Source organism: Streptomyces fodineus (genome assembly GCF_001735805.1).
Taxonomy (GTDB): Bacteria; Actinomycetota; Actinomycetes; order Streptomycetales; family Streptomycetaceae; genus Streptomyces; species Streptomyces fodineus.
Genome location: NZ_CP017248.1, coordinates 4,742,979 through 4,765,598, shown reverse-complemented (window position 1 = coordinate 4,765,598; position 22,620 = coordinate 4,742,979). Strand labels below are relative to the sequence as shown.

The window sequence follows — 22,620 nt, the reverse complement described above, 5'->3', positions numbered from 1 at the left end:
GGGTCACCTTTTCGGTTGAACTGCTCTGACCGTTACCGCTTCAGCTCGGTGTACGCCTCAGGGCTGCTGTCCTGAAGGAACTGCCAGCACCGCTCCGTCTCGTCCTTCTCGTCGATTGCACCGGCCGCGCGGGCGAGGGCGGCGAGGCAGCGCAGGAAGCCGCGATTGGCGCGGTGGCTCCAAGGGATGGGGCCGTGGCCCTTCCAGCCGGCCCGGCGCAGGGAGTCGAGCCCCCGGTGATAGCCGGTGCGGGCGTACGCGTACGACTCGACCACTCGCCCCGCCTCGAAGGCGTCGTCCGCGAGCATCGCCCAGGCCAGCGAGAACGTCGGATGCTGCGCCGCGACCTCGGCGGGCGCCCGGGACTCCTCGCCCAGCAGACGGTATGCCTCCGCGTTCTCCGGCAGGTACGTCGGGTCCGGGCCGCCCAGCAGGTTCTTGTGAGTCGTCATGCAGTCAGTCTGCCACTTGCCATGGCGGCACGTCGGGGGGCCTCCGGGGCCGTACAGGTGGGCATCTGCACCCTTCAGGTGCGCGTGCCCTGGAACGAACGACGGGGGGATTGTGAGTACTTGACGGCCTCCCCGGTGGGCACGGCACCGGAACGCCGTCGCGCTCGGAGATCCGGATGATCCGGAGGCACCCTTCTCCTGGGAGCACGAGCCGAAACCCGTCGGCGCCCCAGCCCCTCGGCCGGCCGACGCGCGTCACCGGTGTGGCCCGTCTGGCAGCGGACGGGCCTTGCCGTATCCGGGGTGCATTGCCGAGGATGCCGGTGGGGACCGGGGCCCCCGTGCCGGCATCGGCAGGGGCGGACCGCTACCCGGAGCAATAACAGGAGACAGCGATGTCCCAAACGGCTCAGCAGTCCTTGGAGACTCAGGAGCCCGAGACTCCGCATCTCGACTTCGCGGGCACGACGCCGTACGAGGACTACGTCAAGGCGGACGTGCTCACCCACCTCCAGCACACCCTCTCCGACGATCCCGGAGAGATGGTCTTCCTGGTCACGACCCAGGTCATGGAGCTGTGGTTCACCGTCATCGTCCATGAGTGGGAGACCGCGGCGGCCGCCCTGCGCGGTGACGACGTACCGACCGCGATCGCCGCGCTGAAGCGTTCCGTACGGGAACTGGAGGCCCTCAACGCCTCCTGGACGCCCCTCGGCCAGCTCACCCCGGCGCAGTTCAACTCCTACCGCAGCGCCCTCGGCGAGGGCTCCGGCTTCCAGTCGGCGATGTACCGCCGCATGGAGTTCCTGCTCGGCGAGAAGTCCGCGTCCATGCTGGTCCCGCACCGCGGCGCCCCCCGCGCGCACGCGGAGCTGGAGAAGGCGCTGCACGAGCCGAGCCTGTACGACGAGGTGCTGCGGCTGCTCGCCCGGCGCGGGCACGCGATCCCCGGGTCCGTCCTGCACCAGGACGTCTCCCGGCGCTACGAGCCCTCCGAGGCGGTCGAGCGGGCCTGGGCGGCGATCTACTCCGGCGACCAGGACGCCGAACTCGCCCGCCTGGGCGAGGCGTTGACCGACGTGGCCGAACTGGTCTGGCGCTGGCGCAACGACCACCTGGTGGCCACCCGCCGTGCGATGGGCGCCAAGCCCGGCACGGGCGGCTCGGCCGGCGTGGCCTGGCTGGAGAAGCGCGCCCGCAAGAATGTCTTCCCGGAGCTGTGGACGGCGAGGTCCCATGTCTGAACCGGTGCTCAAGGCGGAGAAGCTGGACGCGGCGGACGACCTCGCGCCGCTCCGGGACCGCTTCCTCCTGGACGACGTGGTCTACCTGGACGGAAACTCGCTCGGCGCACTCCCCGCGGGCGTCCCCGACCGCGTGGCCGACGTGGTCCGCCGCCAGTGGGGCGAACTGCGCATCCGTTCCTGGGACGAGAGCGGCTGGTGGACCGCGCCCGAGCGGATCGGCGACCGTATCGCTCCGCTGGTCGGCGCGGCGGCCGGGCAGATCGTCGTGGGCGACTCCACAAGTGTCAACATTTTCAAGGCACTTGTGGCCGCGGTACGGATGGCGGGCGAGGACCGTACCGAGATCCTGGTGGACGCCTCGACGTTCCCCACGGACGGTTACATCGCCTCCTCGGTGGCCCGCCTGACCGGCCGCACCCTGCGGGCCGTGACCCCGGCCGAGGTCCCCGCCGCCCTGAGCGGCCGTACGGCGGCGGTCCTGCTCAACCACGTCGACTACCGCACCGGCCGGCTGCACGACCTGCCGTCGCTGACGGCCGCCGTCCACGCGGCGGGCGCGGTGGCCGTGTGGGACCTGTGCCACAGCGCCGGCGCGCTGCCGGTGGGGCTGGACGAGCACGGGGTGGACCTGGCGGTCGGCTGCACCTACAAGTACCTCAACGGCGGGCCCGGCGCACCGGCGTACCTGTATGTGCGCCGTTCGCTCCAGGACCGCTTCGACTCCCCGCTTCCCGGCTGGAACTCCCATGTGGAGCCCTTCGGGATGCGGCCGGAGTACGCCCCGGCGCCGGGCGCGCTGCGCGGACGCGTGGGCACGCCGGACATCCTGTCGATGCTGGCACTGGAGGCGGCGCTGGAGGTCTGGGACGGGGTGTCGATCGACGCGGTGCGCGCCAAGTCGTTGGCACTGACCGACTTCTTCCTGGAGTGCGTCGCGGCGTATGTGCCCGGGGGACGCGTCGAGTCTCTGACGCCGGTGCCCCACGAGGAGCGCGGCAGCCAGGTGGCCCTGCGGTGCGCGGACGCGGGGGATGCCATGAAGCGGCTGATCGAGCGTGGAGTGGTGGGTGACTTCCGGGCACCCGACGTCCTGCGCTTCGGCTTCACGCCGCTGTACGTGGGCTTCGCGGATGCGGAGCGGGCGGCACGGGTGCTGGGGGAGGTGCTGGGCGGGGCCTAGGTGCCGTGAGGTCATCAGGCCATCAGGCCATCAGGCCATGCGGCCATGCGGCCCTTCGGCTGTGAGGTCATGCGGCCATGACGCCATGAGGTCATGAGGCCGTGAGGTCTTGAGGCCGTGAGGTCTTGAGGCCGTGAGGTCTTGAGGCCGTGAGGTCTTGAGGCCGTGAGGTCGGGTGACGGACGCGGGGCCGCCAACACCGGCGGCACCCCCGTCCGTCCCCGGGTCCTCGCCGCGCGGGCGCCTCCCCGGCAGCCCGGCGAAACCGCAGAACCGTTACGTCTCACCGAGCGTGACAACCCCGTGTCGGCCCACGTCACCGTCCTGATACCTTCCCGCCAACGGCCGAAATTCTCACCTGGTCCGCCTTGCTCGGTCCGCCAAACACGTTTCACCGCTGAGAGGTTGAAGGATGCCGGACGACGCCGCAGCTGCCCGGGCCGCCGCCGAGGAGGAGTCGGCCTTCTCGCATCCCCCGGTCGACCCCGACGTCACGTCCGCTTACGGCAGCCACCCCGACCAGCTGATCGACTTCTACGCGCCCCGGACCGGCACCGACTCCCTCGCCCCCCTGGTGGTGGTCCTGCACGGCGGCGCCTGGCGCGCCCGCTACGACCGCCGCCACATCACCCCGTTCGCGGACTATCTGGCCCGCAGGGGCTTCGCGGTGGCCAACGTCGAGTACCGGCGCGGCGGCGATTCCTCGATCCCCGAGCAGAAGACGGGTGACGGCAGCGACGCCACCCCGCCGGCCGGCCGCTGGCCCGACACCTTCGACGACGTCGCGGCCGCCCTGGACGCGCTGCCCGCCCTCGTCCGCCAGGCGCTTCCGCAGGCCGACCCGCGCCGCACCGTCCTCACCGGCCACTCCGCCGGGGGCCACCTCGCCCTGTGGGCCGCGGCCCGCCACGTCCTGCCCCCGGACTCCCCTTGGCGTACCGGCAGCCCCACCCCCCTGCGCGGTGTCGTGGCCCTCGCCCCGATCGCTGACTTCGAGGTGGCGGAGAAGCTGGACGTCTGCGGCAACGCGAGCCTGCAACTCCTCGGCGGCCCCGACTGCTTCGCCGAGCGCCGCCCCTACGCCGACCCCGTCCTGCTCCTGCCGACCGGCATCGCGACGACGCTCGTCCAGGGACGTACGGACCTGGTCGTGCCGCATGCGGTGGCCGAGTCGTACGCGGACGCCGCGGCGAAGGCGGGGGAGGTGGTGGGCCTGACGCTGCTGGAGGAGGTGGGCCACTTCCCGCTGATCGACCCGGCGGCGGACGCCTGCGCGGTGGTGGCGGAGGAGATCGCCCAACTGGCCTGGTAGCGAGGGAAGTCCGCAACCCTCATGACGTCCGCAACCCTCATGACGGCCGGAAGCCTCATGACGTCCGCAACCCCCATGACGTCCGCGGCCCGCCCCCTGCGGATCCGCCCCGGTGATACCCGTAATACCTGAGAGCTACCCCGCAGAAGAGCTCCCTGGCGGGACGCCGACGACACGCCCCGATCCATAACTTCCTTGTCAGAAAAGCCCGATGGCCGGGCACCCCTGAAAGGAAGCCCGACCATGGGGCACACATACCCGAACGCACCGGCGAGCACGCCCTCCCACGCCACGGACCGGCGCCCGCCGACGGCGATCGTGTCCCGCGAGGGCCACCCGCACCCGCCGACGGCGAGCACGCTCCACGAGGACAACCGGCACCCGCACCCGACGACGAAACGGTCACGGCCGGTGCGGGCGGGAAACCACACCCCGCCAAAGTCACAACGCACCCGCACCCCCAAGTGGCGCCGCACTCTCCTCGCAGCCCTCCTCACCACAGCCCTCACCGCCCCCCTCTCCGCCGCCACCACCCGCCTCCAGATCCCCGCCCCGGCCCCCGCCGCCCTCCCCCCGATCACGGCGACGAGCCTCCGGACAACCCTCCAGAAGACCTACGCCGCCAACCGAGCCAACGCCACCCGCGCCGCCCACATGGCCGCCGCCCACGGCGACACCCACCGCGCCGCAGCCGACCGCACCCTCGCCGCCCCCACCCGCCACCTCCTCACCTTCGACGGCCGAGGCGCCGGCCAGACCACGGAGGTCCTCGGCGACCTCGCCCACGCCGACCACATAGCGGTCCTGGTCCCCGGCTCGGACACCTCCCTGGACACCTACGCCCGCTTCCACAAGGCGGCCGTTGCCCTGTACGCGGACCTCGCCCACCGCGCCCCCCGAGACACCCGCACCGCGGTCATAGCGTGGCTCGGCTACGAGACACCGGCCACCGTCAGCACCACGGTGACCTCGACCACCCGAGCCGACGAAGCCGCGCCCCACCTGCGCGCTTTCGTACGTCAACTGCGCGCCGCCACCTCGGCCCGGACACACATCTCCCTGCTCTGCCACTCCTACGGCTCGGTGGTCTGCGGCCGAGCCGCCCCCGGCCTGGACGCCGATGACATCGCCCTCGTCGGCAGCCCCGGCACCGGCGCGGACTCCGTGAAAGCACTGCACACCAACGCCCGGATCTGGGCGGCCCGCGGCGGCGACGACTGGGTGGGAGTCGTCCCGCACATCAGCGTCGACCTCTTCGGCACAACCGTCGGCTTCGGCACCGACCCGGTCTCGCGCCCCTTCGGCGCCCGGGTCTTCGACGCGGCCGACGCCGACCACAGCGGCTACTTCACCCCGGGCTCGGCCGCCCTCGCCAACCTGGCCCGGATCACCCTCGGCGAGACCTCGGAGGTGACCCGTGCCTGAGCCGACGACAAACACCACCCGCCGCACGACCCGCCGCACCATCCCCCACAACACCCGAGCCACCACCCTCCACGCCCTACGCCGCTCCGCCCACCACCTCGACACCGCCACCCCCGCCACCCGGGACCGAGCCGTAGACGCCCTGCGTGCCTTCGCGATCCTCGGAGTCGTCCTGGGACACTGGCTGGTGACGGCACTGGTGGCCAAGGACGGCGGCCTGCACACGACCAGCCCGCTGCAGCACATGCCCTGGCTGGCCCCGATCTCCTGGCTGTTCCAGACCCTGGCCGTGTTCTTCCTGGTCGGCGGCCATGTGGCTACCCGAAGCCTCGCCACGGCCCGCAGCCGAGGCGAGACCTACGGCTCCTGGCTGCGCGCCCGCCTGACCCGCCTGCTCCGCCCGGTGGCCGCACTCCTGTGCCTCTGGTCGGTGGCCGCCGTGGTCCTCCTCCTCACCGGCACCCCGCTCGCCACGATCGAGACCCTGCTCAAACTGGCCCTGTCCCCCCTGTGGTTCCTGCTGGTCCTCGCCGGCCTGACGGCCGCCACCCCGCTCCTCACCCGCCTCAACCCCCTCTGGCCCCTGGCCGCCGTCCTGCACGTGGACCTCCTCCGCTTCGGCCTGCACCTCGGCCCGTCCTGGCTCGGCTGGCTGAACGTGGCGGCGGGCTGGCTGGTCCCGTACACCCTGGGTGCCGCCTGGACCCGGGGAGAGCTGGACACCCGCCGTGCGGCCCGGGTCCTGTTCCTGGGGGGTACGGCGGCCACGGCCGTGCTCATAGCCTGCGCCGGATACCCGGCGTCCATGGTCGGCGTCCCCGGAGCGACGGTCTCCAACCTCAGCCCCCCGACCCTGGCGGCCGTCACCTTCGGCCTGGCCCAGTGCGGCCTGGCTCTCATGCTCCGCGACCGTCTGCGCCGCGCGATGGCCCGCCCGCTGCTCTGGGTCGCGGTGGCCCTCGTCAACCTCTCCGCGATGACGATCTACCTCTGGCACCAGACGGCCATGATGGCCACCACGGCCACGGGCCTCCTGGCCGGTCGGCTGCCCGGCCTGCACACCTCACCCGACTCCCTGACCTGGGTGGCGTACCGCCTTGCGTGGCTCCCCGTCTTCGCCGTGGTTCTGGCCCTGTGCCGGACGGCCTTCCGCCACCACGAACAGGGCCCCCGCCGCCCCCGAAACCGCAGGTCCCACGTGGTCCACCGACACCTTCCCCCAGCGAGGAACCCGCGCAATGCCTAGTGTTGACCTCGTGAAGCCCGCGGCCGCCGACGGTGAGAACGCCCCCCAGGGGCGACCCGCACCCGACAACTCACCTGCACCGGACCACGCACCCATACGGGACCACGCCCCGTCAGCGGACCACGCAGCCGCGCCGGACCACACAGCGTCAGCCGCATCCGAACCCGACACCGTGCCCACTCCCAAGACCCCCCGACGCCGCCTCCGTACCTGGCTCGGTGAGAACCCCTCCCGCCACTCACCCCCCTTCGCCCGGCACCGCTGGCTCCGCCTGCTCACCTATCTGCTCGTCGCCTACACCGCCCTGGGCATCGGCCTCGGCGGCGGGGAACAGCTGGGCGAGGAGTACCGGTTCACCACCGCCGTCGGTCTGCTCCTCGGCCTCGTCCAGGGCGCCGCCGTCGTCCTGGCGATCTGGCGCCCCGTCCCCGCCTGGGCCGTGTCGCTGGCCGGTGCCGTCCTCACCGCCCTTCTCGCCCGTCCACATCTGGGGACGGACGCGTCCGCCGGCGTCAACTGGCCCTGGCCTGCCCCCGTACTGCTGGCCCACATGCTGGTGCTGCTGCTCCTCGCCCTGCGCATCGGCCTGCGCGGCACGCTCGGCGCGCTGGGCGCGAGCCTTCTGGTGACGTGGGTGCTGCAAGGTGTCATCGGCGCGCAGCGCTACTCTCCCACCTGCCTGATGGCCATCGCCCTGTTCGCCGTAGCGGTCCTCATCGGCACCGTCCTGCGCAGCCGCAGCGAGGCCCGTACCCAGCTGGCCCGGCAGACGACGATCACCGCGGAGGAGCGGGCCCGGCGAGCCCTGCTGGAGGAGCGCAGCCGTATCGCCCGTGAGCTGCACGACGTGGTCGCCCACCACATGTCGGTGATCTCGATCCAGGCCCAGGTAGCCCCGCACCTGGTGGAGAACCCCTCGGAGGAACTGAGGGAGAACCTCGCCGGCATCCGCAACAACGCCCTGGAGGCCCTGACCGAGCTGCGCCGCGTCCTCGGTGTGCTGCGCTCGGAGGGCCCGGACGAGCCGGGGGCCGTCGACGACACCCACCGGCTGTCCGCGCCCGGCACCGGCCCGGCCCCCCACGCGCCGCAGCCGAACCTCGCCCGGCTGGACGCCCTGATCGAGAACACCCGGGCGGCCGGTGTGGAGGTCGCCATGAAGACGAAGGGGCAGCCGCGCGGCTATCCGCCCGGTGTGGAGCTGTCGGCGTACCGGATCGTCCAGGAGGCCCTGAGCAACGTCCTTCGGCACGCCCCGGGCGCGAAGGTCACCGTGGAGGTCCTGCACTACTCCCACGGCATATGCCTGGACATAACCAACTCCCGCCCGAGCCGTCCGGCCCCGCCGTCCCCGGGCAGCGGTCACGGTCTGCTCGGCATGCGGGAGCGCGCGGCGATGCTGGGCGGGCACGTCCTCGCGAGGGGGGAGCGGGAGGGCGGCTTCCGGGTGACGGCGTTCCTGCCGCGCGACGGCACCCCGGCGCCGACCGGCCTCGACCTGCCCGCCGTGTTCAGGAACCGCCCGCCATCCGATTCCACCCCAGATCCGTACCGCCCCGAGCCCCCGACAGGAGACCAGGCCCCATGACGAGCGGCGCCGGCCCCATCCGCGTACTCATCGCCGACGACCAGCAGATGGTCCGGCAGGGTTTCAGTGTGCTGCTCAGCACCCAGCCCGGCATCGAGGTGGTCGGGCAGGCGGTGGACGGGCTGGACGCGATCGTGCAGACCGCCGAGCTGTCCCCGGACGTCGTGCTGATGGACATCCGGATGCCCGAACTCGGCGGCATCGAGGCGACCCGCCGGATCACCGTCGAGCACCCCGCCATCAAGGTGCTGGTGCTGACCACGTTCGACCTGGACGAGTACGTGTACGAGGCGCTGCGGGCCGGGGCCTCCGGCTTTCTGCTCAAGGACGCCTCCGCGGAGAAGCTGGCCGAGGCGGTACGGGTCGTGGCCGCGGGTGATGCCCTGCTCGCGCCCGGCATCACGCGCCGCCTGATCGCCGAGTTCTCCCGTCTGGACGGCAGCCACCGCGCCCCGCTCAAGAAGCGCGTCGGCGACCTCACCGAACGGGAGACGGAGGTGCTGGCGCTGATCGCGCAGGGCCTGTCGAACGCGGAGATCGCCGAGCGGCTGGTCGTGGCCGAGCAGACGGTGAAGACACATGTGGGCCGCATCCTGGTGAAGTTGGGCCTGCGTGACCGCACCCAGGCGGCGGTCTTCGCCTACGAGTCCGGCGTGGTCCGTCCGGGCGGCCGGTGACCCTGTGCCTCCCTTGAGGGGCGACCCGTAGTACCTGAGAGGGACCCCCGAGAACCCCTCTCCATGGTGACGACCGCGACCTTGCCTCCCGCCTACCGTTTTGTACGTGACCGAGACGACGCACACGCAGACGCCACCGCCGGGCCCGGCCGGGGCGACACCGCAGGGCCGGGCCGGCCGGCCGCGCAGCCCCGAGTTCCGGCTCGCCGCGGACGCCCTGAGCGGGCTGCGGCAGGATCTCTTCCACGAGGCCTTCGCCTACCGTCCGCTGCCCCGCCTCGGCGAGGACAGCGCGCTCGTCCGCCGCAGGTCCGGCCGCATGAGGGAGTACGCGAGCTGGGCCCCGCATGCGGTGGTGGCCGTCCTCGGCATGGTGGGGTTGCTGCTGGGCCTGGCGCGCGCCGACGTCTCCGGGGTGCCGTCCCTGCTGTGCGGGCTGCTGGCCCTGGCGCCGGTGCTGCTGACCCTGGTGCGTCCGGCCGGAGCGTTCTGGCTGTCCCTCGCCGCGTCCACGGCCACCGCGGTCATCGGCGCGGACGAGTGGAGCGGCTGGCCGTGGCTGCCGAGCAGCTTCTTCTCCCATCTGGTGGTGCTCACGGTCGTCGCGATACGCACCCGCCCGCGCACGGCGGCCTGGATGTGGGTGCTGACCGGGGTCTACGGCTTCTTCGCCACCAGCATCCTCGGCCGGCCGGACTACGGCACCGATGTGAACCAGATGCTGGTCCTGTCCGCGCTGATCCTGCTGGCGGTCACCGTCCGGCACATACGGCGGGAGGCCCAGCAGGAGGTGACCGCCCAGCAGACGGTGACCGCGCACGAACGCTCCCGCCGCACCCTGCTGGAGGAGCGCACCACGATCGCCCGCGAGCTGCACGACGTGGTCGCCCACCACATGTCGGTGGTCGCGATCCAGGCGGAGGCGGCGCCCTACCGGGTGGAGAACCCGCCGGAGGAACTGCAGAAGGCGTTCGTCACCATCCGGGAGAACGCGGTGGCGGCCCTGACCGAACTCCGCCGCGTCCTCGGCGTGGTGCGCGCCGAGGACTACGAGGTCCCGGACGCCCCCCAGCCGACCCTGGCCGACCTGGACGGACTGCTCGGCAATGTGCGGGAGGCCGGCCTCACGGTGGAGAAGGCGGTGACCGGGGCGGTACGCGAACTGCCGCAGGGCGTGGAGCTGTCGGCGTACCGCATAGTCCAGGAGGCGCTCAGCAACACCCTGCGGCACGCGCCGGGAGCGAGCGCCCGTGTGGAGATCGGCTATGTCCTCGGTGGCCTGGGCCTGCGCATAGTCAACACCCCGCCGCCCGCCGCCCGTCTCATCAAGCCCTCACCGGGCGCGGGCCACGGCATCACGGGCATGCGGGAGCGCGTGTCGATGCTGAACGGTGAGATGACGACGGGCCCTTCGCCGGACGGGGGCTACGAGGTGACGGTGTTCCTGCCGGTGTCGGCGGCCACCGCGACAGAAGGGGACGCATGACCATCCGCGTACTGATCGCGGACGACCAGATGATGGTCCGCGAGGGCTTCTCGGTCCTGCTGAACGCGATGCCGGACATCGAGGTCGTCGGCGAGGCCGTCAACGGAAGGGAGGCAGTCGAGCGGGTCCGGGAACTCACCCCGGACGTCGTCCTGATGGACATCCGCATGCCCGAGCTGAACGGCATCGAGGCGACCCGGGAGATCGTGGCGGCGGACGCGGCGGCGAAGGTGCTGGTCCTGACGACCTTCGACCTCGACGAGTACGTCTACCAGGCCCTGCGGGCGGGAGCCTCCGGCTTCTTGCTGAAGGATGCCTCGGCCCGCCAACTGGCCGACGGGGTAAGGGTGGTGGCGGCAGGTGAGGCCCTTCTCGCCCCCTCGGTCACCAAACGTCTGATCACGGAATTCTCCCGCCTCTCCGAGCCCCCGCGTCTGATGCCGTCGGCGTCCCGGGCGGCCTACGGCGAACTCACGGAGCGCGAGACGGAGGTCCTTGTCCTGATCGCCCAGGGCCTGTCCAACGCGGAGATCGCCGAGCGGCTGGTCGTGGCAGAGTCGACGATCAAGACCCACGTGAGCCGCATCCTGGTCAAACTGGGCCTCAGAGACCGCACCCAGGCAGCGGTGTTCGCGTACGAGGCGAGACTGGTGACACCGGGCTGACGGAGACGGTGAGGGAAGCGGCAGCCGGAGGGGCACCGCACGGGGAAGACGGCGGGGCCCTGGTCAGACCCCGGTCCGGCGGGTTAGCTTCCCCGCATGGCTGGTAGCACCGACCTGATCTTCGATCCCTGGGACCCGGCGTTCGTCGCCGACCCCTACCCGGCCTATGCGGAGCTGCGGGCACGCGGCCGGGTGGTGCGGTACGAGCCGACCGACCAGTGGCTGGTGCCGCGGCACGCGGATGTCTCGGCCCTGTTGCGGGACCGGCGGCTGGGGCGGACGTATCAGCATCGCTTCTCGCACGAGGAGTTCGGGCGGACGCCGCCACCGCCGGAGCGCGAGCCGTTCCACACCCTCAACGATCACGGGATGCTCGACCTGGAGCCGCCGGACCACACCCGGATCCGGCGCCTGGTGTCGAAGGCGTTCACACCGCGCACGGTCGAGCGTCTGCAGCCGTACGTGCACGGCCTGGCAGGCGAGCTGGTGGCGGCGCTCGTCCACGACGGCGGCGGTGATCTGCTGACCGACGTGGCCGAGCCGTTGCCGGTCGCGGTGATCGCCGAGATGCTCGGCATCCCGGAGGGGGACCGGGGACAGCTTCGGCCCTGGTCGGCGGACATCTGCGGGATGTATGAGCTGAACCCGTCCGAGGAGACGGCGGCGAGGGCGGTGCGGGCGTCCGTGGAGTTCTCGGAGTTTCTGCGGGAGTTGATCGCCGCCCGTCGCAAGGAGCCGGGCGAGGATCTCATCTCCGGTCTGATCGCGGCACACGACGAGGACGACGACCGGCTGACCGAGCAGGAGATGATCTCCACGGCCGTCCTGCTGCTCAACGCGGGCCACGAGGCCACGGTGAACGCCACGGTCAACGGCTGGTGGGCGCTGTTCCGCAACCCCGCCCAGCTGGCGGCCCTGCGCGCCGACCACTCCCTGATCCCCTCCGCGATCGAGGAGCTGATGCGCTACGACACCCCGCTCCAGCTCTTCGAACGCTGGGTGCTGGACGACATCGAGATCGACGGCACGGTGATTCCGAGGGGCTCGGAGGTCGCCATGCTCTTCGGCTCCGCCAACCACGATCCGGCCGTGTTCACCGACCCCGAGCGCCTGGACCTCACCCGTACCGACAACCCCCACATCTCCTTCAGCGCCGGTATCCACTACTGCATCGGCGCCCCACTGGCCCGTATCGAACTCGCGGCCTCCATGACGGCCCTCCTGGAGAAGGCGCCGACGCTGACCCTGACGGCAGAGCCCCGGCGGAAGCCGAACTTCGTCATCAGGGGGTTGGAGGGGCTGAGCGTCGAGGTGCGGTGACCGACCGGGGCACCCTCGCCGTCCTCGGGAGGGCCTGGCCGGCCTGGGCGCTTACCCTGGCCGGCCTGGGCGCTTACAGCGAGCAGAAGGACACGCGCTGAGCTCTGTCAGCGTTCTTTGGTCTCCTCCAGCACCGTCCGCCCCAGCAGCGCATACCGCTCGGGCGCCCACCGCTTGAGGTACTGGGCGTAGCCCACGCCGGTCGCCGCGACCAGCGCCACCAGCCAAGGCGTCGCCTTGAGCAGGAGTGACCCGGACTCCGGCCCCGCCGCCACGCCCATGTTGGACACCAGCAGTACGACGACGGCGAGCATCGCGATGCCGCCGACGAGGGGTGCGGTGAAGGTGCGGAACCAGTGGCGGCTCTCGGGGTGGTTCCTGCGGAAGTAGACGAGCACCGCGAAGGAGCACACGGCCTGCACGATCAGGATCGCCATCGTGCCGAGGATGGCCAGCAGGACATAGAGCGCGTTGTACGGGTCCTTGCCCGCGATCCAGAACGCGCCGATCAGTACGGCGCTCACGCCCGTCTGCACCAGGCCCGCGATGTGCGGGGAGCCGTGCCGGACGTGGGTGCGGCCGACGGTGTTCTTCAGCGAGGGCAGCACGCCCTCCCGCCCGAGGGCGTACAGATAGCGGGCGGCGCAGTTGTGGAAGGCCATCCCGCAGGCCAGCGAGCCGGTGATCATCAGCCACTGCATGACGTCGACGGCCCAGTGGCCGACATAGTGCTCGGTGGGGTTGAAGAACAGCGCGAGCGGGTTCGCGGAGGAGGCCGCCTTCACAGCCTCGGCCTCGCCGTTGCCGGTGATCGCCATCCAGGAGACGAAGACGTAGAAGACACCGACGCCCAGGACGCTGATCATCGTGGCCTTGGGGATGATCCGCTTCGGGTCGCGGGACTCCTCGCCGTACATCGCGGTCGACTCGAAGCCGACCCAGGACCAGAAGGCGAAGAAGAGCCCGAGCCCGGCGGACGTGCCCTTGAAGGCGTTGACCGGGTCGACCGGCGCGAGGGAGAACCCGTGCGGGCCGCCGCCGTGGAGGGCGACCGACACCGCCATGGCCGCCAGCACGGTCACCTCGGTCCCGAGCAGCAGCACCAGCAGTTTCTCGGCGACGCTGACCCCGAACCAGGTGCCGGTCGCGTTGATCGCGAGCATCAGGATCGCGAAGGCCCACCAGGGCATGTGCACGCCGGTCTGGTCCTTCAGCGTCGTCGTCGCGAAGGTGGAGAAGATGCCGATCAGCGCGGGTTCGAAGACGACGTACGCGAAGGTCGCCAGCAGTCCGGAGGCCAGACCGGCGGTCCGGCCGAGCCCGTACGAGATGAATCCGTAGAAGGCGCCCGTCGACGTGATGTGCTTCGCCATCGACGTGAAACCCACGGAAAAGATTGCCAGTACGACCATTGCCACGAGATAACTCGCGGGCGCCCCGATGCCGTTGCCGGACGACACCATGAAGGGCACATTGCCGGTCATCGCGGTGATCGGCGCGGCGGTCGCCACCGCCATGAACACCACGCCGAGCAATCCTACGGCGTTGGGTTTCAGCCGGTGAACCGTTTCTCCGTCCGCTGTGCCCGCCGCCGGGGCGACGCCCTCATCCACTGCCATCGGGTGGCCCCCTCCGTGTCCGGTCCATGAGTCCTGGTGGGTCTCCAGTGCGTCCTGATGGAGCAGGATGGTGGACGAGGCGGGTGCACGGGAAGGGGTCGGCGCGGTTAAATATTTGTCACCAGACCTTTAGAGAGGGCTGTGTGGGTCAGGCACCGGCGGGCAGCACCAGCCCCCAGGCCCCCTCCACCACCCGCCATGTCCGCCGCCGCACCGGCCCCGAGACCCCCGAGTCGGCCCGGTACCGGAAGTCCGTCCCCGCGACCGTCACCGTCCGCCCGCAGACCCGCAGCGGAGTCGCCTCCGCGCCCAGCGACAGCGGCCGTACCTCCACCCGCGCCAGCCCGCCCGTGCCCGGCGTCACCGACACCGCCGCCACGGGCTGGCCGAGGTCCACCACCGTCTTCCCGTCGACCTCGACCCGGAGCCGGGAGGGGCGGGGGGCCGGTATCGCGGAGAGCCGGGGCGGGCGCGGGGCGAGGGTGCGCACCAGGGAGCGGTACCAGGTCCGGCCCGAGACCGCCGCCACCGGCTCGGCGGCCGGCGCCCGCATCGGCTCCGGCGGAATGCCCAGGGTGCCCAGGACCACCCCGTCGCCGTCGTCGACCAGCAGGTCCAGGCGCCGCTCGGCCCCGTCCAGGACCGTCCGCGCCGCCGCCACCGCCCCGCCCGGCACGCCCAGGGACCGCGCCAGCGCCGTCTCACCCACCGGGACCACCGACAGGCCGCATCCGGCCAGCTCCCGGGCCCGGTGCAGCAGGGTCACGGCCCGCACCAGAGCGCGGTCGTCACCTACCACCACCGGCCTGCGGGAACCTCGCCGGCCGAGCGCGCGGGCGAATTCCTCCGGCCCGTCCGGCAGACACACTTTGGCCGCCGCACCGGCGCTGAGCACGTCTTTCGCGATTCGTACGGACTCCCCGTCCGCCTGCCGTGCCGCCGGATCGATGATCACCAGCAGCTGTTCGGACGTCGCGAAAGTCGCCACCTCGGTCCTGCCTCGCTTCCTCGGGTAGCATCTTTGTGCAAGAGCCCCTTGCGCTATTGCGCCAGGGGCTTCGTCTATTCCGGGGCATCCGGTCCGACGGTTGGCGACCAACGGCGGTCGCTGTGGCACGCGGCGGTGAACCTTACGCCCACGCCCCCGACCTTGGACATGCCCCGCCCGGAAGGGGTGTACGCGCGTGCCCGCACTTGTGCTGCTCGGTGCTCAGTGGGGTGACGAAGGCAAGGGAAAGGCGACCGACCTGCTCGGTGGCTCGGTGGACTATGTAGTTCGGTACCAGGGCGGCAACAACGCCGGCCACACGGTCGTCGTCGGCGACCAGAAGTACGCTCTCCACCTCCTCCCTTCCGGAATCCTCTCTCCCGGCTGTACGCCGGTCATCGGTAACGGCGTCGTGGTCGACCCGTCGGTCCTGCTCTCCGAGCTGAGCGGTCTGAACGAGCGTGGCGTCGACACGTCCAAGCTCCTGATCAGCGGAAACGCGCACATCATCACGCCGTACAACGTGACCGTCGACAAGGTGACGGAACGCTTCCTCGGCAAGCGCAAGATCGGCACGACCGGTCGCGGCATCGGGCCGACCTACGCTGACAAGATCAACCGCGTCGGCATCCGGGTCCAGGACCTCTACGACGAGTCGATCCTGACCCAGAAGGTCGAGGCGGCCCTCGACGTCAAGAACCAGATCCTGACCAAGCTGTACAACCGGCGCGCCATCGCCGTGGACCAGGTGGTCGAGGAGCTGCTGGGCTACGCCGAGCAGATCGAGCCGTACGTCGCCGACACGGTGCTGATCCTCAACCAGGCGCTGGAGCAGGACAAGGTCGTGCTCTTCGAGGGCGGCCAGGGCACGCTGCTGGACATCGACCACGGCACGTACCCCTTCGTGACCTCCTCGAACCCGACCGCCGGCGGTGCCTGCACCGGCGCCGGCGTGGGCCCGACGAAGATCGGCCGTGTCATCGGCATCCTCAAGGCCTACACGACCCGTGTCGGCGCCGGCCCCTTCCCGACCGAGCTGTTCGACGAGGACGGCGAGGCGCTGCGCCGGATCGGCGGCGAGCGGGGCGTCACGACCGGCCGTGACCGGCGCTGCGGCTGGTTCGACGCGGTGATCGCCCGCTACGCGACCCGGGTCAACGGCCTGACCGACTTCTTCCTCACCAAGCTGGACGTGCTGACCGGCTGGGAGCAGATCCCGGTCTGCGTGGCGTACGAGATCGACGGCAAGCGGGTCGAGGAGCTGCCGTACTCCCAGACCGACTTCCACCACGCGAAGCCGGTCTACGAGACCCTGCCCGGCTGGTCCGAGGACATCACCAAGGCGAAGTCCTTCTCCGACCTGCCGAAGAACGCCCAGAACTACGTCAAGGCGCTGGAGGAGATGTCCGGCGCCCCGATCTCCGCGATCGGCGTGGGCCCGGGCCGGGACGAGACGATCGAGATCAACTCGTTCCTGTAAAGGCCGGTGTCCGGGCCGTCGGCCGGTCCGTCTTCGGGCGTGATCGGCGGGCGGCCCTTTGCCATGCCCGGTGGCGGTACCGGTTGGACAATAGGGGTATGAGCGTCCACCGGGCGGCACTGTGCCGGGGACCGTACGGCGGTGAAGGCGACCAGGCCGACGGCACGGACTGCTCCGACCCGGCCGTCTTCGAGGTCGCCCGGCACGACCTGCCGCCGCTGCGTGTGTGCCCGGTGCATCTCGGGCCCTCCCTGCTGATGGCGAGCCGCGTGCTGTGGCCGCCGGAGATCAGGCTCATCGGCCGCCTGTGACCCCCCACCCGCTGGGGCCTGTTGTTCAGGCGCACTTCACGGGATGGTCATGGACATGAAAATCCTTGACCGTCCCTTGGGTTTCTCGTGGTTCCGGACTGAAGTGGGCGAGGCAAGCATCTACGCGGGTAGTCCCCGCACGGCACTCGCACAGAACCTCCTCAACTCCAGTCTCCCAGGAGCCTCGTATGCCCCTCAGTCCCATGAACCGCCGGGAGTTCGTGAAGAAGTCGGCCGTCACCGGGGCGGCGGTCGCCGCAGCCGGGACCGTCGGCACCGGCACCGCCCAGGCGGCCGAGCAGAAGCCGGACTGCCACCCGCGCACCTGGTCGTTCTCCATCCTCGGCACGACCGACCTGCACAGCCACGTCTTCGACTGGGACTACTACAAGGACGCCGCCTACACCGACAAGGCCGGCAACTCCGTGGGCGTGGCCCGAGTGGCCACCCTCATCAAGCAGCAGCGCGAGGCCAAGGGCGAGGACCACGTCCTGCTGGTCGACGCCGGAGACATCATCCAGGGCACCTCGCTCGCCTACTACTTCGCGCGCGTCGACCCGATCACGGGCACCGACGGCAAGCGGGGCCCCAGGCACCCGATGGCCGTGGCCATGAACCACATGCGCTACGACGCCGCCGCCCTCGGCAACCACGAGTTCAACTACGGCATCGAGGTGCTCAGGAAGTTCGAGAGCCAGTGCCACTTCCCGCTGCTGGGCGCCAACGCCCTCGACGCCAAGACGCTGCGCCCGGCCTTCCACCCGTACACCGTGAAGCGCATCCGGGTGCCCGGCGCGCCGGACATCAAGGTCGGCATCCTCGGCCTCACCAACCCCGGCATCGCGCTGTGGGACAAGGACAACGTCAGCGGGAAGATGGTGTTCCCGGGCCTGGTCGAGCAGGCTAAGAAGTACGTGCCGAGGCTGCGCGCGCTGGGCTGTGACGTCGTCTTCCTGACGGACCACTCGGGCCTGGACGGCTCGTCGTCGTACGGCGACGCACTCCCGTACGTGGAGAACGCCTCGAACCTGGTGGCCGAGCAGGTGCCGGGCATCGACGCGATCCTGGTGGGCCACACGCACGTGGAGGTCCCGTCCTACACGGTGAAGAACGCCGAGACCGGCGAGGAGGTCCTCCTCTCCGAGCCGTACTGCTGGGGCTTCCGCCTCAGCGTCTTCGACTTCGAACTCGAACTCCACCACGGGCAGTGGAAGGTGACGAGCAAGACGGCGCAGACGCTCAACCCCAAGGACGTGGAGGAGGACCCGGAGATCAAGAGTCTCCTGGAAGCCGACCACGAGCTGGTGGTGAAGTACGTCAACACGGCGGTCGGCACCTGCACGCAGGACCTCTCGGCGGCGGAGTCCTGCTGGAAGGACGTGCCGATCATGGACTTCATCCACAAGGTCCAGATGGAGAGCGTGAAGGCGGGTCTGTCGGCGTCGGATGCCGCCCTTCCGCTGATCTCGGTGGCGGCGCCCTTCAGCCGCACGGCCGACATCCCCCAGGGCAGCGTCACCATCAAGGACATCGCCGGGCTCTACATCTACGACAACACCCTGTACGGCAAGAAGCTCACGGGCGCCCAGCTCAAGGACTACCTGGAGTACGGGGCGAAGTACTACCACCAGGTGCCGGCCGGCACGAAGGTCGACACGGCCACGCTGACGAACGCCAACAGCTTCTGGGACTACATGTACGACACGGCGGCGGGCGTCGACTACGAGATCGACATCGCGCAGCCGGAGGGGTCGAGGATCAAGAACCTCAGCTACAACGGCAAGGCGATCGCCGACGACCAGGTGTTCGTCGTGGCGGTGAACAACTACCGCGCGAACGGCGGTTCCGGCTACCCGCACATCGCCGGGGCGCCGATCGCCTACAGCTCGACGAACGAGATCCGCCAGCTGATGATCGACTACGTGACCGCGAAGAAGACCCTGGACCCGGCCGACTTCGCCGTCACCAACTGGAAGCTGACGCAGGCGGGGACGCCGGTCTTCTGACCGTCAGGGCGTGGAGCGGGTGGCGCCGAAGTATGTCTCGTGCGACCAGATGTGGTGGCACGACGGACACTGCAGGTGCAGCAGGCTGCCGCTGTTGGACAGCAGGTAGCGCCACCCGCCCCGGTCGTCGCACTCCGGGCAGTCCATGCCCCAGGCGCGCCGTCCCCGGTCGGCCTGCGGATCAAGCGGCAGCATCGCCGGGTCCCGCCGGGAGTACGCCGGCCGCCACCAGCTCGTCGTAGATGCGCTGCTGCTCGGCGTCCAGGCCCGAGTACAGCAGCGCCCGCGCCTCCTCCTCGCCGCGCAGCGCCGCCGCGGGGTCCCAGTCGGCGCCGAGGGCGGCCATGACGTGGGTACGCCGGAGCATCTCGTGTGAGTTCAGGTCGACGGTGAAGTCGAAGGCGGGGCCGTGGGGGGACATGCCACCGAACGTAGGCAGGCATTTCCCCCACGGCAAGAAGAGGTGGGTGAAATCACACCAGCTCGGCCAGGCGGCGGGATCAGCTGAAGACGATCATCGAGCCCTGCGCCAGTGAGCGGGTCGCCGCCGCGTGCAGGCCCAGCCACACGTGCCGTTCGCGGGCGAAGGGGCTGGGGTCGTACGGCGCGGGGACGGCCGGTTCCTCCAGTTCCGTGGGGGCCGTCGGCGGGGCCGGGGCCGCCGGGGGGTTGGCCGGGTCGATGCCGATCGTCTGGGCCACGTACTCCAGTTCGCGCAGGAGGGTCTGGGAGCTACCCAAGGGGCCGCCGCCCGCGAGGAGTTCCTCGTTGGACAGGGGGTGCGGGAAGTCGACCGGGACGTAGGCGCCCGCGTGGTCGTAGTGCCAGACCAGGTGGGACTGCTGGGCCGTCGTCTCGAACATCTCCAGCAACTGCTCGTAGTCGCCGCCCAGTTCGTCGACGGGGGTCACCGGCAGGCCGCAGACCTGGAGCAGGTACGCGCGGCGGAGGAAGTGGAGGGCGTCGTAGTCGAAGCCGGCCACGGGCGCGACCTCGCCGGACAGGCCCGGCATGTACTGGTACACGGGCACCGGCGGGAGGCCGGCCGTCGTCAGTGCGTTGTTGTACTGCGCGAGTTCCTCGGCGAACGGGTTGTCGGGGGTGTGGCACAACACATCCACGAGCGGTACCAGCCACAGGTCACAGGCCAAAGAGGGCTCCTCGCACAGAAGGGTCCACATGGGAGGTGGTCAGGGAAGGGTAGTCGGTGCGGCGCCGGGGTGCCCCCCGGGTGCGTGCGGTACTGGTCACTTACCCGTTGCTGAGGTGTTCCAGCAGCGCCAGCGAGTGGGCGTTGGAGGCGGCGACGATGCCGCGGGCGGTGTCGGCCTCGCGGCGGGCCAGCGCGTCGACCAGGTCCGTGTGCCCCGCCCACAGCCGGCCGCGCAGGTCGGGGAGGCGGAGCAGGTGCTGCACCGCGCAGACCCAGGACTGCACGCGGAGGCGGTTGAGGAAGTCGCCGAGGTAGGGGTTGCCGAACAGGGCGCTGAGCTCGCGCCAGAAGCGGAGGTCGTAGCCGATGAGGATGGTGAGGTCGCCGGCCGCCGCCGCCCGCTGGGCCTCCTCGCCGCGGCGGCGGACGGTGGCCAGGGCCTCGGTCGTGCGCGGGTCCTCCGGCGGGGTGCGGAAGGCGGGGTGGCCGGTGGTGAGGGCCTGGAACATGCCGTCGGTGACCAGGCTGCGAGCCTCGATCATGTTCCGGTAGTCGGTGAGGGAGTACTCCGGCACCCGGAAGCCCCGGTGCTGGTCGGCCTCCAGGATGCCCTGCGCGGACAGGTCGACCAGCGCCTCGCGCACGGGGGTGGCGGAGACGCCGTACTGGTCGGCGATCTCCTTGACCGTGAACGCCCGGCCCGGTCGCAGCCGCCCTGCCAGCACCTCGTCACGGAGCGCGTCCGCGATCTGCTGGCGCAGGGTGCTGCGGGTCACGGCGCCGGTGCCGGGCATGTCGGGGGCTCTCCTCACACGTGTGGGTGACGTACTCGCCAACTCTTACGAGCACGTCACCTTACGCGTTCGGATCGCCCCGGCGGCAGCCGCCGTACGACTAGGCCGTGTGCTCGTCGGCCACGCTCAGCGCGGCGTCCAGGGCGGCGAAGCCCTCCTTCAGCTCGGCCTCCGTGACGTTGCACGGCGGGACGACGTGGGTGCGGTTCATGTTCACGAAGGGCCACACGCCGTGCCGCTTGGCGGCGGCCGCGAACGCGGCCATCGGGGCGTTCGCCTCGCCGGTGGCGTTGTACGGCACCAGCGGCTCGCGGGTCTCCCGGTTCTTCACGAGGTCCAGCGCCCAGAACATGCCGACGCCGCGCACCTCGCCGACGCTCGGGTGCCGCTCGGCCAGCTCGGCCAGGGCCGGGCCGACGACCGTCTCGCCGAGGCGCCTGGCGTTCTCCACGACACCCTCTTCCGCCATCACGTTGATCGTGGCGACGGCGGCGGCGCAGGCCAGCGGGTGCCCGGAGTAGGTCAGACCGCCGGGGTAGGGGCGCTTGCCGAAGGTCTCGGCGATCCGCTGTGAAATGGCGACGCCGCCGAGCGGGACGTAACCCGAGTTCACACCCTTGGCGAAGGTCATCAGGTCGGGTACGACGCCGAAGAGGTCGGCGGCGAACCACTCGCCCGTGCGCCCGAAGCCCGCCATGACCTCGTCCAGGATGAAGACGATGCCGTGACGGTCACAGATCTCCCGGACGCCGGCCAGGTAGCCGGGCGGCGGGACCATGATCCCGGCCGTGCCCGGGACGGTCTCCAGGATGATCGCCGCGACCGTGCCCGGCCCCTCGAAGGCGATCGTCGTCTCCAGGTGCTCCAGGGCGCGCGCGGTCTCCTGCTCCTCGTTCTCGGCGTAGAAGCGGGAGCGGTACAGGAACGGCGCCCAGAAGCGGACCACACCCTGCGCGGCGCCGTCGTTCGCCCAGCGGCGCGGGTCGCCGGTGATGTTGATCGCCTGCTGGGTGCCGCCGTGGTACGAGCGGTACGCCGAGAGCACCTTCGGGCGGCCCGTGTGCAGCCGGGCCATGCGTACCGCGTGCTCCACGGCGTCCGCGCCGCCGTTGGTGAAGAAGATCTTGTCCAGGTCGCCGGGGGTCCGCTCGGCGATCAGCCGGGCCGCCTCCGAGCGCGCCTCGATGGCGAAGGCGGGCGCGAACGTCGTCATCCGCGCCGCCTGCTCCTGGATGGCCGCGACGACCTTCGGGTGCTGGTAGCCGATGTTCGTGTAGACGAGCCCGCTGGTGAAGTCCAGGTACCGCTTGCCGTCGTAGTCCCAGAAGTACGACCCCTCGGCGCCGGCGACGGCGAGCGGGTCGATGAGGTCCTGGGCGGACCAGGAGTGGAAGACGTGCGCGCGGTCCGCGGCCTTCACTGCGGCGCCGGCGTCGGGGTTGGGCTGAGGGGTCATGCCGGTGAGGGTAAATGTCCGCGATGCGGAAGCGACATCGGCGTCTTGTTCTCTGGACGGGGCGTTTCCGCGACAGGTTGTCGACACCGTGAGCGGTGAGCCGGTCGTGAGCATCGGTGGGCTGCGGATCCAGCCCGACCTCGCGGTACGGCTGATGGAGCGGCTGTCGGTGGTCCTGGACGAGCCGGGCAAGCCTGTTACTGAACCGTAGGCCG

22 protein-coding genes are annotated in these 22,620 nt (G+C 70.9%); 14 read left to right on the top strand and 8 right to left on the bottom strand.

Features of this window, described 5'->3' with window-relative positions; genetic code table 11:
• Positions 1-32: 32 nt before the first annotated feature.
• The gene (locus BFF78_RS20055) at positions 33-452 is read right to left on the bottom strand and encodes a DUF3151 domain-containing protein (RefSeq protein ID WP_069779630.1); all 420 of its coding nucleotides are present in this window, start codon (positions 450-452) and stop codon (positions 33-35) included.
• A gap of 395 nt (positions 453-847) precedes the next feature.
• Here BFF78_RS20055 and BFF78_RS20050 point away from each other — a divergent pair, with 395 nt between their 5' ends.
• The 10 genes from BFF78_RS20050 (at position 848) to BFF78_RS20005 (ending at position 12,598) form a co-directional block, all read left to right on the top strand.
• Positions 848-1,696 carry a tryptophan 2,3-dioxygenase family protein gene (locus BFF78_RS20050; RefSeq protein WP_069779629.1) on the top strand — a complete coding sequence of 283 codons (849 nt, stop codon included), beginning with the start codon at positions 848-850 and terminating at the stop codon, positions 1,694-1,696.
• Positions 1,689-2,879, top strand: a complete 1,191-nt coding sequence (gene kynU / locus BFF78_RS20045; RefSeq protein ID WP_069779628.1) for a kynureninase — start codon at positions 1,689-1,691, stop codon at positions 2,877-2,879. The genes BFF78_RS20050 and kynU overlap by 8 nt, the downstream gene beginning before the upstream one ends.
• A 412-nt stretch (positions 2,880-3,291) precedes the next feature.
• Positions 3,292-4,191, top strand: a complete 900-nt coding sequence (locus BFF78_RS20040; protein ID WP_069779627.1) for an alpha/beta hydrolase — start codon at positions 3,292-3,294, stop codon at positions 4,189-4,191.
• A gap of 243 nt (positions 4,192-4,434) precedes the next feature.
• Positions 4,435-5,616 (top strand): alpha/beta hydrolase, encoded by a 1,182-nt coding sequence (locus BFF78_RS20035; protein WP_079161399.1) that lies wholly within the window; start codon positions 4,435-4,437, stop codon positions 5,614-5,616.
• Positions 5,617-5,656: 40 nt separating this feature from the next.
• The gene (locus BFF78_RS20030; protein ID WP_069783692.1) at positions 5,657-6,862 is read left to right on the top strand and encodes an acyltransferase family protein; all 1,206 of its coding nucleotides are present in this window, start codon (positions 5,657-5,659) and stop codon (positions 6,860-6,862) included.
• 172 nt (positions 6,863-7,034) lie between these two features.
• Positions 7,035-8,450 (top strand): sensor histidine kinase, encoded by a 1,416-nt coding sequence (locus BFF78_RS20025; protein ID WP_227025880.1) that lies wholly within the window; start codon positions 7,035-7,037, stop codon positions 8,448-8,450.
• The gene (locus tag BFF78_RS20020; RefSeq protein WP_069779625.1) at positions 8,447-9,127 is read left to right on the top strand and encodes a response regulator; all 681 of its coding nucleotides are present in this window, start codon (positions 8,447-8,449) and stop codon (positions 9,125-9,127) included. The genes BFF78_RS20025 and BFF78_RS20020 overlap by 4 nt, the downstream gene beginning before the upstream one ends.
• A gap of 106 nt (positions 9,128-9,233) precedes the next feature.
• Entirely contained in the window at positions 9,234-10,613 is a 1,380-nt protein-coding gene (locus BFF78_RS20015) for a sensor histidine kinase (RefSeq protein WP_069783691.1), read from the top strand.
• A complete protein-coding gene (locus BFF78_RS20010; RefSeq protein WP_069779624.1) occupies positions 10,610-11,278 on the top strand; it encodes a response regulator in 669 nt (222 codons plus the stop codon). The genes BFF78_RS20015 and BFF78_RS20010 overlap by 4 nt, the downstream gene beginning before the upstream one ends.
• Positions 11,279-11,374: 96 nt before the next feature.
• Positions 11,375-12,598, top strand: a complete 1,224-nt coding sequence (locus BFF78_RS20005; protein ID WP_069779623.1) for a cytochrome P450 — start codon at positions 11,375-11,377, stop codon at positions 12,596-12,598.
• 107 nt (positions 12,599-12,705) lie between these two features.
• Here the strand turns inward: BFF78_RS20005 and BFF78_RS20000 are convergent, their stop codons facing one another.
• Together BFF78_RS20000 and BFF78_RS19995 are read right to left on the bottom strand one after the other, a co-directional pair.
• Positions 12,706-14,217 (bottom strand): APC family permease, encoded by a 1,512-nt coding sequence (locus BFF78_RS20000; protein ID WP_069779622.1) that lies wholly within the window; start codon positions 14,215-14,217, stop codon positions 12,706-12,708.
• Positions 14,218-14,365: 148 nt separating this feature from the next.
• Positions 14,366-15,205, bottom strand: coding sequence for a diacylglycerol kinase family protein (locus tag BFF78_RS19995; RefSeq protein ID WP_069779621.1), 840 nt, complete (start codon positions 15,203-15,205; stop codon positions 14,366-14,368).
• Positions 15,206-15,401: 196 nt separating this feature from the next.
• On the opposite strand from BFF78_RS19995, the gene BFF78_RS19990 reads away from it, so the two are divergent.
• From BFF78_RS19990 to BFF78_RS19980, 3 genes are all read left to right on the top strand, one after another.
• Positions 15,402-16,685, top strand: coding sequence for an adenylosuccinate synthase (locus BFF78_RS19990; protein ID WP_069779620.1), 1,284 nt, complete (start codon positions 15,402-15,404; stop codon positions 16,683-16,685).
• Positions 16,686-16,783: 98 nt separating this feature from the next.
• Positions 16,784-16,996 carry a hypothetical protein gene (locus tag BFF78_RS19985; RefSeq protein ID WP_069779619.1) on the top strand — a complete coding sequence of 71 codons (213 nt, stop codon included), beginning with the start codon at positions 16,784-16,786 and terminating at the stop codon, positions 16,994-16,996.
• A gap of 188 nt (positions 16,997-17,184) precedes the next feature.
• Positions 17,185-19,002, top strand: a complete 1,818-nt coding sequence (locus BFF78_RS19980; protein WP_069779618.1) for a bifunctional metallophosphatase/5'-nucleotidase — start codon at positions 17,185-17,187, stop codon at positions 19,000-19,002.
• A gap of 3 nt (positions 19,003-19,005) precedes the next feature.
• On the opposite strand, the gene BFF78_RS19975 is transcribed toward BFF78_RS19980, so the two are convergent.
• From BFF78_RS19975 to BFF78_RS19955, 5 genes are all read right to left on the bottom strand, one after another.
• On the bottom strand, positions 19,006-19,197 hold the full coding sequence (locus BFF78_RS19975) for a hypothetical protein (protein WP_069779617.1): 192 nt from the start codon (positions 19,195-19,197) through the stop codon (positions 19,006-19,008).
• The gene (locus BFF78_RS19970) at positions 19,184-19,423 is read right to left on the bottom strand and encodes a DUF6400 family protein (protein ID WP_069779616.1); all 240 of its coding nucleotides are present in this window, start codon (positions 19,421-19,423) and stop codon (positions 19,184-19,186) included. Before BFF78_RS19970 ends, BFF78_RS19975 begins: the two co-directional genes overlap by 14 nt.
• Positions 19,424-19,502: 79 nt before the next feature.
• Entirely contained in the window at positions 19,503-20,153 is a 651-nt protein-coding gene (locus tag BFF78_RS19965) for a hypothetical protein (RefSeq protein WP_069779615.1), read from the bottom strand.
• Between the two features lie 100 nt (positions 20,154-20,253).
• On the bottom strand, positions 20,254-20,949 hold the full coding sequence (locus BFF78_RS19960; protein WP_069779614.1) for a GntR family transcriptional regulator: 696 nt from the start codon (positions 20,947-20,949) through the stop codon (positions 20,254-20,256).
• 100 nt (positions 20,950-21,049) lie between these two features.
• A complete protein-coding gene (locus BFF78_RS19955) occupies positions 21,050-22,405 on the bottom strand; it encodes an aspartate aminotransferase family protein (RefSeq protein ID WP_069779613.1) in 1,356 nt (451 codons plus the stop codon).
• A gap of 88 nt (positions 22,406-22,493) precedes the next feature.
• On the opposite strand from BFF78_RS19955, the gene BFF78_RS49365 reads away from it, so the two are divergent.
• Positions 22,494-22,616, top strand: coding sequence for a hypothetical protein (locus BFF78_RS49365; RefSeq protein ID WP_257786875.1), 123 nt, complete (start codon positions 22,494-22,496; stop codon positions 22,614-22,616).
• Positions 22,617-22,620: the final 4 nt, after the last annotated feature.